The sequence below is a fragment of the Microcoleus vaginatus FACHB-2002 genome, from assembly GCF_040004035.1.
In the GTDB taxonomy this organism is placed as follows: Bacteria; Cyanobacteriota; Cyanobacteriia; order Cyanobacteriales; family Microcoleaceae; genus Microcoleus; species Microcoleus vaginatus_C.
In genome coordinates, this window is sequence record NZ_JAMPLN010000008.1 from 97,015 (window position 1) to 113,131 (window position 16,117).

Below are 16,117 nucleotides of genomic sequence, written 5' to 3' on the forward strand. Positions count from 1 at the left end.
ATGTAGGGTGCTCTTCGGCGCACCTTACTACTTATAAATTATCCACAATCAGGACACAGCAGTGCCGTTTCCCTACAATTACCGGCAATCAGGACATACCAGTGCCGTTTCCCTACAATTAATCGAGCGATAGTTATATTAAATCCGTTAGGATCGCAACGATCTAAATGGAGGACACGGCAGTGCCCTGTCCCTACAAAGTTCTCTCCCTTCTTCCTTCTTCCTTCTTCCTTCTTCCTTCATCACAAAGTTGCCAAAGGAATAGAACACTGAGTCCGGTTAAAATTGCACTCTTCGGACTCAGAAGGCACAGCCAGAACCTCCAACTTTCCGCTCATCAAACTTAAAAGAGTCTGATTCATCAATAACCTCATTCCAGAAGACACCTGAGAATTATCGCTGCTCTTGGTAACATCACACTCCAAATCGTGCTTCAGCAAATCCCAAGACTCGCTCCAAGCACTCACTGAACGCTGATCGTCCACCCAAATGTGAACGCATCCAGATTCCGGCGAAGCATGGGCAGAAACAGAAATACTCCCCTCCTCCATCTGAGCAACAGCAGTATCTACCAAATTGACTAAAACTTGCCTAAACCTCGGCAAATCTGCCAATACATAAATCCCCGGATCTGGCGGCAATATCTCCAAACGAATGCCGCGATTAGCAGCTTGCAAGTAAGTTAAATCATCAACCTCGTCAAAAACCTTAGCTAACTGAATCGGCTCAATATCCATCCTTTCAGTGCCGTGTTCAGTTTTAGCAACAGAGATAATTTCATCTATTAATTTCACCAGCTTGAGTGCCGCGGCGTGAGCTTGCTCGACAAACTCTCGTTCCTCAGCAGGATCGTCGCACAAATCCGAGAGAATTAATTGCAGCGTACCAATCATAGTGCTCAGGGGCGATCGCAACTCGTGAGAAGTTCGAGCCAAAAAACCCGCCTTAAATTGGCTCATCTCCGATGCCATCTGATAAGCCAATTGAGTTTGCTTAAGTTGGTCGGAAAGGGCATCAAACTTCTCTAAGTGAATTTCTTGAGGAGGTGGGGCTACTTTGGGCGCAGGTTCGGGCTGTTGCGAGCTTTTTTGCCGCAGGCGCCAAATCAAACTGCTTCCCAAACCCAGCCCCAGTCCCATACCTAAATATATAAAGTCGCTCCAGCCGATCGGCGCCATATTGCTTTGCCTTGGAGTTTAGCTTTTAGCATTCTAACTCGATCGCGCCTTGTCGCAATATTTCCCACTCGCTGCCCGTCCATTTAGCCACAGTCGAAGGCAAACTCGAAGCTGTTGCCGCTGTTGCTAATTCAGAAGGAACTAATGTCAAGACTTCGGGAAACTGAGCCTCAATTTCTGCCACCGACTCCAGAGGCGGCTGACCTGATAAATTAGCACTGGTAGTAGCCAAAGGGCCTGTCTGCTCTAGAATCTTTAGGGCAAGGGGAAGGTTAGGCACTCGTATTCCGATTGTAGTCGGGTCGATGGGATTCATCGCCGCCGGGACTTTTGGCGAAGCCGGCAGCACCAAAGTTAAGGCCCCCGGCCAATAGGATGCGGCTACTTGCTGCCACAAGTTTAACTCTGCTGGACTTCCCTGCACGTAGGGCCACAAGGCTTGGGCCGATGCTGCCATCAAAATCAGCGGTTTGTCTTGACTGCGACGTTTAGCTGCAAAAATCAACTCCGAGCGATCGGGACGCGCAGCCAAAGCGGGTACAGTATCTGTAGGAAAACTGACGATATGATTACCAGAAATTGCCCCTTGAATCAAGGAGTCGATCGAAACTTGTGTCATGCCATTTGAGATTTTAGATTTTAGAAGTACGACATATTCTTGAAACCTAACGTCGATACGCTAAGGCAAACCGATCGATTCCTGCTAAATCAGAAAATATCTGAACTCGATCGTAACTCCCGTGACTTTCGAGCATATCAGCTACCGCCTCAGCTTGTCCCGCCATCATCTCCACCAACCAAACTCCCCCGGATTCTAAATAATCGGGAGCCGTTTCTACCAAATGCCGGATGCAATCTAACCCGTCAAAACCGCCGTCTAAGGCCAGATGAGGTTCGTGCCTCAAAACTTCCGGTTGCAGGGTAAGAACCGTGCTGCTGGGGATGTAAGGCGGGTTAGAGACCATGCCACTAACGCTACCTTTAAGAAAGGTTAGGGGTTCCCACCACAAACCTTCATAAAAATTAATTCGCGATCCAAAACCCAAATTCTCAGCATTCAGTCGAGCAACTGCCAAAGCTTCCGAACTGCAATCTACCGCATAAACCTTAGCACTTGTCAACGCAGAAGCCAAGCCGATCGCGATCGCCCCGCTGCCCGTCCCCAAATCCACCCAATGCGATTTGGCAAATTCTCCCCCCCGAAGCTCGGATAAGTTTAAATCTTCTCCCCCCCTTAGTAAGGGGGGATTGGGGGGGGTAGATTTTTGATGGATATTTTCTGCTTCTAAACGGCTTTTAACAGCTTCTACAGCCAAATCGATCAGCAATTCCGTTTCAGGACGCGGAATTAGCACCGCCGGCGTTACTTTGAGCGAACAATGCCGCCAATGTGCAACTCCCGTTAAATACTGCACCGGCACCCGTTCCAGCAAGCGCCGCTGCCACAATTGAGCAAGTTCAGATAAAGACAACTTTAATTCAATTTTTGGCAAATCTTTAAACGACTCCAAACGCAGAGCCAACCTATCCAAACCAGCCAGCTCTTGCAGCAGCCAGTCGATTTCTGCTAGGGGAATGTCATAGGTAATCGCCTCTGTTTTAGCTTGATTCACCCACTGCCAAAGCTCTAAACCAGAAACAAACATAAGGCTTTTTAGTAATCGGTAATTGCTAATTGTTAATTGTTAATTGCTAATTGCTAATTCGTAAATAGTAGGTTGAGTCGAGAAACCCAACCTACTAATTAATGACTGATAACTGATGACTGATGCTGCTGGCTAACTATTAGCGAGCCGGTCGAGCTGGAGCCGGAGCTGGAGCCGGCCGAGCTGGAGCCGGAGAGGCCGCAGGAGCCGGCCGAGTTTGATTCGGAGCAACCTGTGGATTTTGGCCCGCACCGGCAGGTTGGAGCGATCGCACAAATTCCAGCGACTCCCGCGACGGAACCAAAATCATTTGGCTCAAAGACGGGTCATTTTCAGTGCCCAAAACTTCCAAAATCCTCTCCAAGTTCACCACCTCAATCTTAATTGTGGTATTCAGGTTCGGCTGCTGCTGCTTAAAAAGATCGACCATTTCCTGCAAGTCCTCCTTGTTAAAAAACAGGGGAAGCTCCTCTTTCTCGCCCTGCTGAATAGTCAAATAAGCATTTTCAGGGCCACCTCTCGCCAAAAACAGAGGTACACCGTTTAACTCGTTAACTTGTTGTCCAGTCTGCTGAAGAAGTGTTTTAGCCGACTGCACCTGCTGCGCAGCCGGAATAAAAGCAAACAGCAGCCGATCTGGCTGGCCTTTATTTTCTTGAGCGATCCGATAAATTTCCCCCAGCGACACGGGCGTCACCCGCGCAGACGCAGCCAACTGAGGATTTCTGGTTTTCAGTTGATCGACAAAAGCTTGAGCATCTTTCTGGCTGATGAAAATTCTCGCTACCGAAGCATTACCAGTTTGACCCTCACCCTGCTTGGGAACAGAATCGATGAAGAACCCACCCTGACCGTCTGTAATCGTAAATACCGGCACCGGGCGCAACTTTTCTAAAACTTGCGGCACAGGCAGTGCCACTGCAGACATCTTGCCAATTGGGGAGGGGCTCAGCAGAGTGCAGCCGACAATTCCCAATATTGCGCCCAAACGAACTAATGATTTCATGTTTTTTCCATCAGGAGCGATCCTGAAACACATTAACGCAAAGACTGGCGACTTAACACGATCGGCAAAAACTGCCTCAATTTGTTTTCATTTTGACGGAATGTAAACATCTGAGACAGTTCTGCTTGAATCTATTATTTAACATTGTGCGATCGGGATGACAGGATTTGAACCTGCGACATCCTGCTCCCAAAGCAGGCGCGCTACCAAGCTGCGCTACATCCCGGTGTTATAGTTAGCTAACCTCTAACCATTAACACACAAAACCGCTTGCTTGTCAAGCTTTATTAAATATTTAGCTCTCAATGCAGCTAAGGCGAAGTTTTTTTTCAGGTTGTGCAGTTTGACCCCAACCAAAAACCGATACCCGCCCCTGACTCCTATCGTGAACTGCTCACAATTTTAGAACCTAGTTCAAGCTCCCAGATTCATCTGTGGAATAAATCTCAAATCTCAAATAGTTCCTTCGACTGAGGGCAACTCGACTGACGGGGACTTGACCCCTCGACTGAGCGCCGATCGTCTGAGCGCTCGCCGAAGTCTCACGCCGCCGTCTCAAATCTCAAATCGACTGCCAATAATTGCCCAGGTTCCTAACGACCCTGATGCCGAGATACATCCACGCGTAACTGACCGCAGCGCACAGGTGCATTCAGTGTTGTCAGCGTCAATTTTGTATTGTATATCCTCAACAAATCAACGCCGACCTGCACCTCGCTTGCTAATCAGGATACCAAAACATACCTTTAATCCCCTCTGGATCGGACATAAAGCCCAAATTGCGGTAAAAGTCCACCACTTGAGGGTCAGCAAATAAGGTAATGTTGCTGATATCTTCACTGCGGAGTTTTTTAATGATGTATTTCATCAGCGCCTTGCCCATGCCTTTGCCCTGGTAGTCGGGATGAACTACCACATCCCAAAGCGTGGCATTAAAAGCATGGTCTGAAGTCGCTCTGGCGAAACCCACCAGCCGTCGCTGGCTGCCCCGCATCTCCCACATAGAGACGACTAGGAAGCTGTGCTGAATAGCTTTTTTGACTTTACGCAGGGGACGGCGGGACCAACCCACTGCATTACAAAGTTCTTCGAGTTCGTAGAGGTCAATGTCCCGATCGCAACTGAAAAAGATGCGAGCGTTGCCGCTGGCGGGTTTGCGAAACGTTGGGGAAAGCGGATCGCCTAACCCAACAGCCACATCTTCCTCAAAATCCGCTGTTTGGGGTACAGAGGCAGACTCAGAACTACTAAATAAGTTTTTCCAAAAACCCATGCAGGCGCGGTTAAGGTAGTAGAAGTTGGACGACGAGAAAGAGAACCAGACAGATAAACCCACTCCGATCGGCGTAGGATCAATTGCCGGTAGCCTCTTGAGGAACAGTTTACGGTACACTCATCTTACGCCGAAAACAGGGATTTGTCGTCCAACATTGAGTCTGCGCTTTTTTGATTCTGTCAAGTTTGGTAGAACTGTTCTGCTAGCCAGTGCCCGGACAACCCGCTTTTAAGGTAAAATTTGTTGCCGAACCAGGACAGAGGCATATTGGGAAATGCTTCTTTTGAGTGCCGCCGATCGCGCCGGAACTTATACCCTTGGTGGAAAATACCACTGGAATGGCGCAACGGTGACATTCTCGTGATAAGTTCTCAGACAGATTTGACTTTTGCTTTTAGTGAGGAGACGGGCACAATTTAAGTCGAATCGTCGAATCGAAAATCCCATTGCCATAAGGCATGGAAGAGTCAATACCAGTATATCTCCCGCACCTTCTCCTCAATTATGGCTTCGGGTTTAAAACCATCTACACTAGAACTTCTCAAGCGCTTTAACCGAGCGTTTCCACAGTTTTATGAGCAATTTGTCAGCAGCGAAATCCAGTTGCAAAACCTCAAATTAGCTTACCAACTTTACAAAACTCGGCAAGCAGTCATCGAAATCCGAGCCGAAGGTAACAAAAGTGCCCTGCATTTTGCTTACCGGAACCAGTCTTTTCTACTGAGCGATATTTTTGGAGTGCTCGCCGCCTACGGACTGACGATTCACAGTCTGAGTCTGTACGGTCAAATTTACCCGCCCATGCTGGTATTTATCAAATTGGTCGTATCTCGCGGTGGCAAGGTACTGGCAGATAAAACAGCAGAAAACGTCTGTAGAGCCGTTCGAGAGGCATTGGCGGGGCATTTTGAGGTTGAAGAGATGTTGGCGGTGGAATTTAATTTAGACGCGGGTTTGGAAGATGTGGCAACTGAATTCTACGTCGATCCGGTTTTCCACTTGCCAGCTTTGCTGATTGAAGCAGATAATCAACCTGGACTTTTTTACAAAGTTATGTATGCCATCTGGCAAGAGGATTTGTTGGTCGTAAATGCTAATTTGCTGGTTTGGCGGGGGCGAACTCGCCTAATTCTCTACTTGTTGGGGCCCAATGAAAGTTTAATTCCCGAGTATTTGGGGCAGAAAATCGCTGAGGGGGTGCGACAAAGATTGCTGGGCGAGCGATTTTAGGGCAAGCGGCCGATCCCTAAATAACTAGATTTCTATAAGTAGACATTAGTTTGCAGAAGTTGTCCAGTGAGATAGGATAAAAAGCTCGGCAAAATTGTTCGTACAAACGAGTGTAGATAGCGGTTCTCATAAACATGAGACACGCCGAAACGATGTTGTCAAGTTTTTTAAATTTGATGGCGTACTTTAAATTGAAGCGCAAACAGCGCGTGGTGAGTCGTAAAGCCCGATGTTATTACCGTATAAATGCAGTAAATAAGCTCGCACAAATACACGCAAAAGTCGCAAATATCCGCAAAGATGCGCTCATAAAATTACGTATTACTAGCCCACAATCATGGCAAACTAACAATATACAAGTAACTAATAATAGATTGAAACATTTGTGAATTTCACAATTCTGGTGATAGTTCAATAGTTTAATATGGGAACTAGGAATTTAAGGCTAACTAGCCTACAAAAATATTTTTTTGTCTAAATTGACACTGCTATTCCGATGGTCTACGACTTTCAAATCGGCTAAAGTTGGGAAAATTATTGCCGCAAAATGCCCTTAAAAAATCGCGCTGATGTATGTCCCCCTTGCGATCGTACAGCAGACACAAATTTGAATACTGCAAAAAACCTAGAACACTGGTTTGAAGGAATATTTATTCCAGGGCGATCGCATAAAAGGGCAAGCTATGCCAAGATTGCCCGTGCAGTGGACAAAAATCTTGTAGCGTCAACTTAAGACCGCGCGTTGCAGCAGGAAGTAAGCGGTAAATCGATAAAGTTGAGTCTTTTTGGCTTACTTATAGCGCTTCTTGGGTAGATGAGGTACACAATTCAACTGAAAAAGCTTGAGAACACAGGGTTTCGGCGTACTCTCTCTTTCTGAGAAAGGCTATACATAGGTTTACATAGGTCTTATGGAGCGGGTAGGATAAAAGTATGGCAACAATCGACATCCTAGGGGTTCGGCACGCTTACGATTTGACGGCTCCGACTGCAACTTCCCCGGTTCTGGTATTTGTCCACGGCTGGCTGTTAAGCCGCCACTACTGGCAACCTTTGACCGATCGCTTGGCATCAAACTATCAGTGCCTTACCTATGATTTGCGGGGGTTTGGCGATTCTCAATCGGACTCCGGCGACGATCGCCCATGTTCCGAACCGCTAAATTCCTGCTACACTCCCGCAGCTTACGCTCGCGATTTGGAACTTTTACTCGAAAAACTCGATATATCTTCTGCTTGGCTGGTGGGACACTCTCTGGGCGGTACGATCGCTCTATGGGGAGCCAGCAAATTGTCCGATCGCATTAAAGGCGTGGTGTGCATCAATGCAGGAGGCGGCATCTATCTTAAGGAAGAATTCGAGCGGTTTCGAGCGGTCGGCAAGCAGCTAGTAACAATGCGTCCCGCCTGGCTGCCTCACTTGCCGTTAGCAGATTACCTGTTTGCCCGCGATTCTGTAGCCCGCCCGATCGGCAGATCCTGGGGACGGCAGCGCTTGAGAGATTTCGTGGGAGCTCATCCAGAGGCAGCTTTGGGGGCTTTGTTGGACTCCACCACAGAACCGGAGATTCACCTGTTGCCACAAATTGTCTCCCAACTCAAGCAGCCTGTTTATTTTATTGCCGGTACTAAAGACAAAATTATGGAACCAAAATACGTGCTGCATTTGGCTAGCTTTCACTGGATGTTCCAAGGTTGCGGCGAGAATGTCCTTCAGCTTCCCGATTGTGGTCATTTGGCAATGGTGGAACAGCCGGATGCAGTGGCTAGTTATCTGCAAAATATTCTGAAAGAACACACGTGAACTACCAGGCACCGACCGCTAAGCGGTACCGTGCTGGCTTCCAACTTCAACCGGAACAGCCGATAACACGGAAGATTTCCTTCCAGCCTTCGGACTTACATTCCGTCCATTGGCAGTAGCGCTAGTTCCTAACGCTAATATTCGCAAGCCTTCCTCTCGAATGTTGATAGCTGCATTTACGTCTCTATCGTGCTTTGTCTGGCAGTTGGAACAAGTCCAACTGCGGAGGTCTAGAGGAAGACTACCCACCTGATTTAGGCAAACGTGACAAGTCTTACTCGATGGGAAAAACCGACCTATTTCTAGATAGGTTTTACCGTCTCTTTCCGTCTTGTATTTGAGTTGACGGGTGAATTCTGACCAGCCACAATCACTGATTGCTTGAGCTAGGCAGTGATTCTTCACCATGTTCTTGACTGCCAGATTCTCGACAATGATGACTTGGTTCTCGTTCACCAGTTTGCGAGATAGTTTGTGCTGGAAGTCCTTGCGAGAATTTGCAATTCTTTCATGCACCCGTGCCACAATGCGACGGGCTTTCTTGCGACGATTTGAGCCTTTCTGTTTACGGGATAGTTTTTGCTGCTTACGCTTCAGGTTTTTAGCGCGTTTCTTCAAGTGCTTGGGATTGTCGAACTTAGACCCATCAGACGTAATCGCAAAATGAGTTAGCCCGACATCAATTCCCACCGCTTTACCGTTTGAGGAAATCTCAACATCCGGTAAGCCATCATCAAATAACAAGGAAGCGTAATACTTCCCTGTACGGTTCATGCTAACTGTGACGGTTTTGACTTTTCCCTCAAACCTGCGATGAATCTTGGCAGAAACAACGCCTAACTTGCCGGGAAACTTCAGATGACCATCATCAACAATTTGAACTTTTTGTGGGTACTGAATCGATTGTTTATCGTGCTTTGATTTGAATTTGGGAAATGATGCCCGTCCTTCAAAGAAGTTGATAAACCCTCTCGACAGGTTCAGTGAGACGCTTTGCAGCACTTGGCTGTAGGTTTCACCTAACCATTCATACTCTTTCTTGAGCGCAGGTAAGCGACTGTTCATCCCAATCTGGGATAAGCCTTTACCCGTCTCTTTGTAGAGCTCGTTCGTTGCGTTCAGTGAATTGTTCCAGTACCAACGGGCACAGCCAAACGCCTTTGACAGCGTTTCTTTCTGCTCATTGGTCGGATAAATTCGTACCTTGACAACGTTTTTCATATATCTAGTTTAACACGAATCCCATTTACCGTAACTGGTTGTGCCGTAGAGGTTGGCTATTTCTTGCCTATCCCGATTGTTCTACAGCTTCGGTGAAGACCACAATCGGGACGGCAAGAAATAGCCTGGCTTTCATCCCGACGCTCAATCGAAGCGATTAGAGCGCGGGACGAACCGCCGAAGAGTTAAAACATTCTTCCCTGTTCCTTGTTCATTCTTACCTCTTGCTTCTTCCCTGTTCCTTCTGCCTTCGCCTAAATCTGTTATCTTAAATAGATAAGTCTGCCCGCTCGCCCTCTTCGGACAGACGTTTCGATTCAATAGTGGCTTTCAACTCTAAATTCTAATTCTGCTTAAATATCTGTGCGCGTTAACCTCACCGATCGGCAACAACACATCCTTTGGGCAACGGTTCGCCACTACATAGCTACAGCGGAACCCGTTGGCTCAAAAGCTTTGGCTGACGAATTCAACCTCAGCGTCAGCCCAGCTACAATTCGCAATGCGATGGGGACTCTTGAAAAAGCTGGACTGCTTTATCAGCCCCACACTTCGGCAGGACGAGTCCCCTCTGACTCTGGCTACCGAATTTATGTAGACCAGTTGATTCAGCCGTCTGATACGCTGGCCCGCAAGGTGGAACAGGTACTAGACCAGCTCAATTGGTCGGATGGTCGCATGGACGCGGCACTCCGCGGCGCTGCTCAAATCCTGGCAACTATCAGCGGTTACATAGCCATGATCACCATACCGCAAACCAATATGGCTTGCTTGCGCCACTTGCAACTGGTGCAGCTAGAGCCGGGAAAGGTGATGCTGATCGTGGTGACGGATGCTTACGAAACTCAGTCGGTTTTGGTGCAGTTGCCGAGAGACGCAGAAGGTAACACGCCTGATGTCGAAATCGTCGATCGCCAATTGCAGATTTTGTCGAATTTTTTGAACAGCAAGTTGCGGGGACGATCGCTCTCGGAACTCTCGACTGTAGACTGGAGCGAGTTAGACCGGGACTTTGAGCTGTACGCTGAGTGGATGGAAACCATGCTGACTGCTTTGAGCAGCCGCCAAAGCAATCCAACCTACACGCGGATTCTGATCGGCGGTTTGGCAGAAGCGCTGCGCTTGCCTGAGTTCTCGCAGTTGCAGCAAGTTCAAACCCTGGTGCAATTGCTCGAACAAGAGCAAGAACTGCTTTGGCCTTTGATTTTTGAATCGCCTGAGTTAGACACCCCCGGCAAGCGGGTAACGGTGCGTATTGGCTCGGAAAATTCCTTAGAACCAATTCGCGGCTGTACTCTGATTTCTTCCACTTACCGCCGGGGATCGGTGCCGGTGGGTAGTGTTGGGGTTTTGGGACCGACGCGGATGGTTTACGAAAATGCGATCGCGGTTGTGGAAGCTGCAGCCGATTATTTGTCAGAAGCTATTGGCGGAAATCGAGTGAGTTTTCCTGATGGCGAGCGAGGGCGATCGGATCATCCCTTGTTAGATGCACCCTAATTTGATAGCCCCAAGCTTAACTGGTTTGGGGTTTTATTGTCTGTGGACGTACTTGCAACCTGGAAAAACGGGGTTTTGTGACAAAAAACCTAGGCTTTTATCCCACATTCGGCATCCTGGGCTCTCACACAGCATAATTACGCAGAAAAATCTATCTTTAAAGTAATAAATTATGCCTTTAAAAAGTTCTTTATCCGTTAATGTACGGTATTATAGTATCGTTTATAGTTTTATTGCTCGATCAAAATAAGTAAAAACCGATAGTGAGAGTTGAGGGTGCGAAATGTGGGTTTTATACTATTTTTGGGGTAAGAAACTAAAGCTTCGCGCTTGACAAGAGAGTTTCGTAAACAACCCGGTTTCTGCGTCCATTAGCGGCTCGGAAAGTGGCAGGAGTTACGGGCGATCGACTTTCCAGCGATCGCGAGAAAGAGATGGCGATGGTGAGCGATCGGCCATTCACAGAAAGTGGTCGCGGAGCGTTAGTCGAACGGCGGGTTGAGCAGCCCAACTGACGAGTTTTGTTGGCAACCGGGTGGGCTGCTCAACCCGCTCTAGGGATAGCGGCTACGACCAATGAATAGATGAGGCGCGTACCCTGGGAGCGTCGATTCCCAAGGCAGCAGAATGTCAAAATATTAAGACATTTTAGAGAGTTCGTCAAAAACAACTAAAAAAGATTAGTGTGGAGATGAAAGCAATATTTCTTTTGGGAATAGCCCGGGTTAGACAATTGCAAATAACTTGCAGTGAATTTAGCTTGATTGCCACTCCAAAAAAAATTTAACCGCTGAGTTAAGATCGAAACGAAATTTAGGGAATTTTCTTTTAGCATTCAATGAAATCGACTGATAAAACTAAGAATACCTTTGCGATAACAACGCCTCTGTATTATGTAAACGATTTACCTCACGTTGGCAGCGCTTATACGACTATGGCTGCGGATGCCCTAGCCCGATTTGAGCGGCTGCGGGGAAAATCTGTTTTGCTGGTGACGGGGACGGACGAACACGGGCAGAAAATTCAGCGGACAGCCGAGAGTTTGGGACGATCGCCCCAAGCTCACTGCGATTCAGTGGTTCCGGCGTTTGAGGCGCTTTGGGAGCAACTCTCTATCCAGTACGATCGCTTCATCCGCACAACTTCGCGGCGCCACGAGTACATTGTCAAAGAATTTTTCCACCGCGTCTGGAACTCCGGCGACATCTACTTGAACCAGCAACAAGGCTGGTACTGCGTCTCCTGTGAAGAATTTAAGGATGAAAGGGAATTGTTGCCGGGAAATCGGTGTTCCGTCCACACCAGCAAGGAAGTTGAGTGGCGCGACGAGGAAAATTACTTTTTCCGTCTCTCGCGGTATCAAGACCAACTGCTGGCATTGTATGCAGAACGTCCCGACTTCATCGCGCCCGAAAGCCGACGCAACGAAGTGCTTAGTTTCGTCAACTCTGGACTGCAAGACTTTTCGATTTCTAGAGTGAATCTCGAATGGGGTCTGCCACTGCCCGTTGACCCCAGTCACAGCATCTACGTCTGGTTTGACGCTTTGCTGGGATACGTCACCGCCTTGCTAGATCCGGACAGCGACCCGATGTTGGAGAATGCTTTATCTAAATGGTGGCCGGTTGACTTGCACTTGATCGGCAAAGATATTCTTCGCTTCCACGCAGTTTACTGGCCGGCAATGCTGATGTCAGCAAATCTACCGGTGCCGGGTCGCGTTTTCGCACACGGGTTTTTGACCAAAGACGGCAAAAAAATGGGGAAAACGGAGGGTAATACTTTAAACCCTGTCGAATTGGTCAACAAATACGGCGCTGATGCAGTACGTTACTATTTCCTCAAAGAAATTGAGTTCGGAGAGGACGGCGATTTTAACGAAACTCGGTTTATCAATATATTGAATGCTGAGCTAGCAAATGATTTGGGAAATTTGCTTAACCGCACGTTAAACATGGCTCGCAAATATTGCGGTGCCTGCGTACCAAACGTGTTGGGAGAAAACATTGAGGGCGACAACCTTCTCAAGGCTATGAGCCTGGATTTGGGCGATCGAGTAGCGGGTTTTTACGAAGGCTTGGCTTTTAGCAAGGCTTGCGAAGCCGTGCTTGCATTAGTTCGAGCCGGGAACAAGTTTATTGACGTGCAAGCACCTTGGAGTTTGTACAAGCAGGGACAGATCGAAAGTGTTGAACAAGTGCTATATTCTGTTCTGGAATCTGTTAGACTAGCATCTTACCTTTTATCGCCGATTATTCCTAATATCAGCAACGCTATCTATCAGCAGCTAGGTTTTTCAATTGACTTTAACGATCGGGTTACAGTTAACAGTTTAGCGAATTTTGCAGCTCATGCTGCCTGGGGCGCTTTGCCGGCAAACCAAACTCTGGGGGAACCCCAACCTGTTTTTAAGCGGATCGAACTGCTGTAAACAGTACCTTCATAGTTGGCAGCCAGCGCTCTGGGTGTTATGACAGACTACGAATTAGCAGTTATTTCCTTACCAATCTTTCATAAAAATTGAGGCATAACAATCATGTTGAATAGAATAGAAAGCAATGACCTTTTTACGCCGGAACAGGTGCTAGAAAATCGGGGTCGAGTAGCAATTTTTATTGACGGCTCTAACCTTTTTTACGCGGCTTTGCAGTTAGGAATTGAGATTGATTACACTAAGCTGCTGTGCCGTTTAACTGCGGGTTCGCGGCTGCTGCGCTCTTTCTTCTACACGGGTGTCGATCGCACTAACGAGAAACAGCAGGGGTTTTTGCTGTGGATGCGCCGCAACGGCTACCGGGTGATTTCTAAGGATTTGGTACAGTTGCCAGATGGTTCTAAGAAGGCGAATTTGGATGTAGAAATCGCTGTGGATATGATGGCTTTAGTGGGGTCTTACGACACGGCGGTACTGGTGAGCGGTGACGGCGATTTGGCTTATGCTGTAGACGCTGTGAGCTATCGCGGTGTGCGGGTTGAGGTGGTGAGTTTGCGATCGATGACCAGCGACAGTTTGATTAATGTAGCCGATCGCTATATCGATTTGGAGATGATTAAGGACGACATCCAAAAAACATCTCGTCCTAATTATGCTTACCGCCCTTTGTCAGGTCTGAGCTTGATGGAGGAACACGACGACAGATAGGGATGTGGTAATGGGTAATCGGTAACAGGTAATGGGTGATGGTTAATGGGTTGAATTATTGAGAATTAAAAGTTAAAAATTTAGACAAAACATGACACATTTTTAATTTTTGATTAAGCGTTTTTCAATAGCAAATTATCAATTACCAATTCCCCATTCCCAATTCCCAATTACCGATTACCAATTTCCAATTGCCAATGATTAATCTCAAATCCCAAATTCCCAATCTCAGATCCCCAAAATTGAGGCTGCTATTTTTACCAGCACTGATTTTGGGGATTGGTGCTTGTGCGGTTCCGCAAGAGACTCAAAAAAACAAATTAGCTGAGGATCTCCAAACTGCTCAACAGTCAAACAGCACTTTAACTTTAAACAAAGTAACTCTAGAACAAGCAAACGAAAAGGGCGAGACGTTCTGGAAAGTCAACTCGCAAAATGCCGTTTACAGCAAAGACAAAAAAATAGTTAACGTTCAGAAACCTGTGGGCAAATTGTTTCAAGACGGCAAAGAAATTTACGATATTCAGGGAGAAACGGGGCAGGTATTTCAGGAAGGAAATCAGGTTTTTCTCAAAGGTAACATAGTCGCTACAGACCTGAAAAATGGAGTCGTCTTGCGGGGAAATGAGTTGGAGTGGCGACCAAAAGAAGATGTTTTAGTTGTCCGCAATAATTTGACGGGAGAGAACAAACAGGTGACGGCTTCAGCGAAGGAAGCGCGGGTTTTCAGCAGGGCTAAGAGGATGGAGTTATTCGGTTCGGTGGTGGCAAATGTTAAAGATCCGGTTTTGCAATTGCGAACCGAGCACTTAGTGTGGTTTGTGGATCAACAAAAAGTAAACAGCGCCCAACCGACTCAAATTGACAGATACAAAGATAAAATAGTAACAGACAGCGGTTTTGCCGACCAAGTAGATGTAGACTTAAAAACCAAGATTGCGACGCTGACAAAAAACGCTCAGTTGATGCCATCAGACCCGCCGCTGCAAATAGAAAGCAGTTTGATGAGTTGGAATTTTCCGGCGCAATCTGTGGTATCGCCTGGGCCTGTGAAGGTTTTGCACCGTGTGGAAAAGGTGACGATGACTGGCGATACGGGGCGGGGAGATTTAGAGAAAAAAATTTTTTATTTGACGGGAAATGTAGTAGGAATCGGGGAAAAACGTCAAGCTCAATTAAATACCGATCGCGTAACGTGGTATTTAACTAATCAGACTTTTGATGCAGAAGGAAATGTGGTTTACAAGCAACTAAATCCGGTGTTTAATTTGACTGGCCCGAGGGCGGCGGGAGAGTTGAAAAATCAAACTGTGATTGTCAAAGGCGACGGTGGCGGCGGCCAAGTGGTTACGGAATTTGTACCGGACGAGTATAAGGGAACTTTGGGACAGTAGAGAGGGTTGCGATCGCAGATGCGGGCAGATGAACACCCATCAACGCAAATCTAATTAAGATTAGATTGAGTAAGCAGGGGTTGGGATGACAACAAATTTACAAACAATTTTAGAAAGGCTTGATGAACCTATCTTAATTGACGGATTAAGTTGGAGAGAGTTTAAGGCTGTTGAACTGCATATCTAGCCTCCGGGGGTGCGACTGCCGTTTTGAGATGGGGTGTTGGAGATTAGACGTATCCCTGGAAGAAAAAACGAAACTGCCAAACACCAGATTTCAATGCTATCTCGCTCAGCCCCCTACGTTTCCGGCGATCGCCCGTGCAGCCAAATCTTCTTAAGCTTCGCATCTGATTCAACCTGAACTAATGGCACTGTTGAGTTTAGGGTTGGTTTAGGCACCATGCACGATAGACTATTAAGTTATTGTGCATCTAGGTTCCCATTTCCTCTATTTGAGAATCCTTGTGCGACGGGCCAGAGAGCCCCTTGAAAAAAAAAGCGCAATTTAGCTGGCGTAAGCTTAAGACTTACGCATACAACCCCCAAACCCTTTTTCCAAGAGGGCTTTCAAGTTCCCCCTTTTTTAGGGCAGCACGGCGAAGCTGGGTTTGAGACCCTATAGTTCGTAAGTCCTGACTATAATTGTATGCTTAGATCAATTAGTATTGAGGTCAAGACCTACAAGTGAATGAAGGTGTACTCAATATCCCTGAAATCG

General features: G+C 47.1%; 15 protein-coding genes and 1 tRNA gene. 9 read left to right on the forward strand and 7 right to left on the reverse strand.

All coding sequences use genetic code 11. The features are described 5' to 3' along the window. Positions 1-242: 242 nt before the first annotated feature. From NDI35_RS09685 to NDI35_RS09710, 6 genes are all read right to left on the reverse strand, one after another. On the reverse strand, positions 243-1,178 hold the full coding sequence (locus NDI35_RS09685) for a sensor histidine kinase (protein ID WP_445312551.1): 936 nt from the start codon (positions 1,176-1,178) through the stop codon (positions 243-245). A 25-nt stretch (positions 1,179-1,203) separates the two neighbouring features. Then, complete coding sequence (locus tag NDI35_RS09690) at positions 1,204-1,797, reverse strand: L-threonylcarbamoyladenylate synthase (protein WP_445312552.1); 594 nt, start codon at positions 1,795-1,797, stop codon at positions 1,204-1,206. 46 nt (positions 1,798-1,843) lie between these two features. After that, positions 1,844-2,824, reverse strand: a complete 981-nt coding sequence (locus NDI35_RS09695) for a N5-glutamine methyltransferase family protein (protein WP_445312553.1) — start codon at positions 2,822-2,824, stop codon at positions 1,844-1,846. Positions 2,825-2,963: 139 nt separating this feature from the next. Continuing rightward, positions 2,964-3,830 carry a Tic22 family protein gene (locus NDI35_RS09700; RefSeq protein ID WP_445312554.1) on the reverse strand — a complete coding sequence of 289 codons (867 nt, stop codon included), beginning with the start codon at positions 3,828-3,830 and terminating at the stop codon, positions 2,964-2,966. A 152-nt stretch (positions 3,831-3,982) separates the two neighbouring features. After that, positions 3,983-4,056 (reverse strand) — tRNA-Pro (locus NDI35_RS09705). A gap of 495 nt (positions 4,057-4,551) precedes the next feature. Next, entirely contained in the window at positions 4,552-5,103 is a 552-nt protein-coding gene (locus tag NDI35_RS09710) for a GNAT family N-acetyltransferase (RefSeq protein ID WP_172187348.1), read from the reverse strand. Positions 5,104-5,349: 246 nt separating this feature from the next. Between NDI35_RS09710 and NDI35_RS09715 the strand changes: the two genes are divergently transcribed. The 4 genes from NDI35_RS09715 to NDI35_RS09730 all read left to right on the forward strand — a co-directional run bounded on the left by NDI35_RS09715 (position 5,350) and on the right by NDI35_RS09730 (position 8,139). After that, positions 5,350-5,526: a hypothetical protein gene (locus NDI35_RS09715; protein WP_333157763.1), complete on the forward strand. Its 177-nt coding sequence runs from the start codon at positions 5,350-5,352 to the stop codon at positions 5,524-5,526. 84 nt (positions 5,527-5,610) lie between these two features. Continuing rightward, the gene (locus tag NDI35_RS09720; protein ID WP_006631881.1) at positions 5,611-6,336 is read left to right on the forward strand and encodes a hypothetical protein; all 726 of its coding nucleotides are present in this window, start codon (positions 5,611-5,613) and stop codon (positions 6,334-6,336) included. Positions 6,337-6,883: 547 nt separating this feature from the next. Further along, on the forward strand, positions 6,884-7,069 hold the full coding sequence (locus NDI35_RS09725; RefSeq protein WP_445312555.1) for a hypothetical protein: 186 nt from the start codon (positions 6,884-6,886) through the stop codon (positions 7,067-7,069). 200 nt (positions 7,070-7,269) lie between these two features. Continuing rightward, on the forward strand, positions 7,270-8,139 hold the full coding sequence (locus NDI35_RS09730) for an alpha/beta fold hydrolase (RefSeq protein ID WP_445312556.1): 870 nt from the start codon (positions 7,270-7,272) through the stop codon (positions 8,137-8,139). A gap of 18 nt (positions 8,140-8,157) precedes the next feature. Here the strand turns inward: NDI35_RS09730 and NDI35_RS09735 are convergent, their stop codons facing one another. Further along, positions 8,158-9,360, reverse strand: a complete 1,203-nt coding sequence (locus NDI35_RS09735; protein ID WP_445312557.1) for an RNA-guided endonuclease InsQ/TnpB family protein — start codon at positions 9,358-9,360, stop codon at positions 8,158-8,160. A gap of 357 nt (positions 9,361-9,717) precedes the next feature. Between NDI35_RS09735 and hrcA the strand changes: the two genes are divergently transcribed. The 5 genes from hrcA (at position 9,718) to lptC (ending at position 15,396) form a co-directional block, all read left to right on the forward strand. Next, complete coding sequence (hrcA, locus tag NDI35_RS09740) at positions 9,718-10,860, forward strand: heat-inducible transcriptional repressor HrcA (RefSeq protein ID WP_445312614.1); 1,143 nt, start codon at positions 9,718-9,720, stop codon at positions 10,858-10,860. Between the two features lie 386 nt (positions 10,861-11,246). Then, positions 11,247-11,375 carry a hypothetical protein gene (locus NDI35_RS09745; RefSeq protein WP_445312558.1) on the forward strand — a complete coding sequence of 43 codons (129 nt, stop codon included), beginning with the start codon at positions 11,247-11,249 and terminating at the stop codon, positions 11,373-11,375. Between the two features lie 323 nt (positions 11,376-11,698). After that, positions 11,699-13,291 carry a methionine--tRNA ligase gene (gene metG, locus NDI35_RS09750; protein WP_445312559.1) on the forward strand — a complete coding sequence of 531 codons (1,593 nt, stop codon included), beginning with the start codon at positions 11,699-11,701 and terminating at the stop codon, positions 13,289-13,291. 105 nt (positions 13,292-13,396) lie between these two features. Then, entirely contained in the window at positions 13,397-14,002 is a 606-nt protein-coding gene (locus tag NDI35_RS09755; protein WP_006631885.1) for a LabA-like NYN domain-containing protein, read from the forward strand. A gap of 197 nt (positions 14,003-14,199) precedes the next feature. Beyond that, positions 14,200-15,396: an LPS export ABC transporter periplasmic protein LptC gene (lptC, locus tag NDI35_RS09760; protein ID WP_445312560.1), complete on the forward strand. Its 1,197-nt coding sequence runs from the start codon at positions 14,200-14,202 to the stop codon at positions 15,394-15,396. Positions 15,397-16,117: the final 721 nt, after the last annotated feature.

Bases quoted from the DNA above. Each gene is read 5' to 3' on its own strand.
- NDI35_RS09720 (WP_006631881.1), top strand. From the start codon at position 5,611: ATGGCTTCGGGTTTAAAACCATCTACACTAGAACTTCTCAAGCGCTTT.
- NDI35_RS09700 (WP_445312554.1), bottom strand. From the start codon at position 3,830: ATGAAATCATTAGTTCGTTTGGGCGCAATATTGGGAATTGTCGGCTGC.
- NDI35_RS09725 (WP_445312555.1), top strand. From the start codon at position 6,884: ATGCCCTTAAAAAATCGCGCTGATGTATGTCCCCCTTGCGATCGTACA.
- NDI35_RS09710 (WP_172187348.1), bottom strand. From the start codon at position 5,103: ATGGGTTTTTGGAAAAACTTATTTAGTAGTTCTGAGTCTGCCTCTGTA.
- NDI35_RS09755 (WP_006631885.1), top strand. From the start codon at position 13,397: ATGTTGAATAGAATAGAAAGCAATGACCTTTTTACGCCGGAACAGGTG.
- NDI35_RS09685 (WP_445312551.1), bottom strand. From the start codon at position 1,178: ATGGCGCCGATCGGCTGGAGCGACTTTATATATTTAGGTATGGGACTG.
- NDI35_RS09735 (WP_445312557.1), bottom strand. From the start codon at position 9,360: ATGAAAAACGTTGTCAAGGTACGAATTTATCCGACCAATGAGCAGAAA.
- NDI35_RS09730 (WP_445312556.1), top strand. From the start codon at position 7,270: ATGGCAACAATCGACATCCTAGGGGTTCGGCACGCTTACGATTTGACG.
- metG (WP_445312559.1), top strand. From the start codon at position 11,699: ATGAAATCGACTGATAAAACTAAGAATACCTTTGCGATAACAACGCCT.
- NDI35_RS09690 (WP_445312552.1), bottom strand. From the start codon at position 1,797: ATGACACAAGTTTCGATCGACTCCTTGATTCAAGGGGCAATTTCTGGT.
- NDI35_RS09695 (WP_445312553.1), bottom strand. From the start codon at position 2,824: ATGTTTGTTTCTGGTTTAGAGCTTTGGCAGTGGGTGAATCAAGCTAAA.
- lptC (WP_445312560.1), top strand. From the start codon at position 14,200: ATGATTAATCTCAAATCCCAAATTCCCAATCTCAGATCCCCAAAATTG.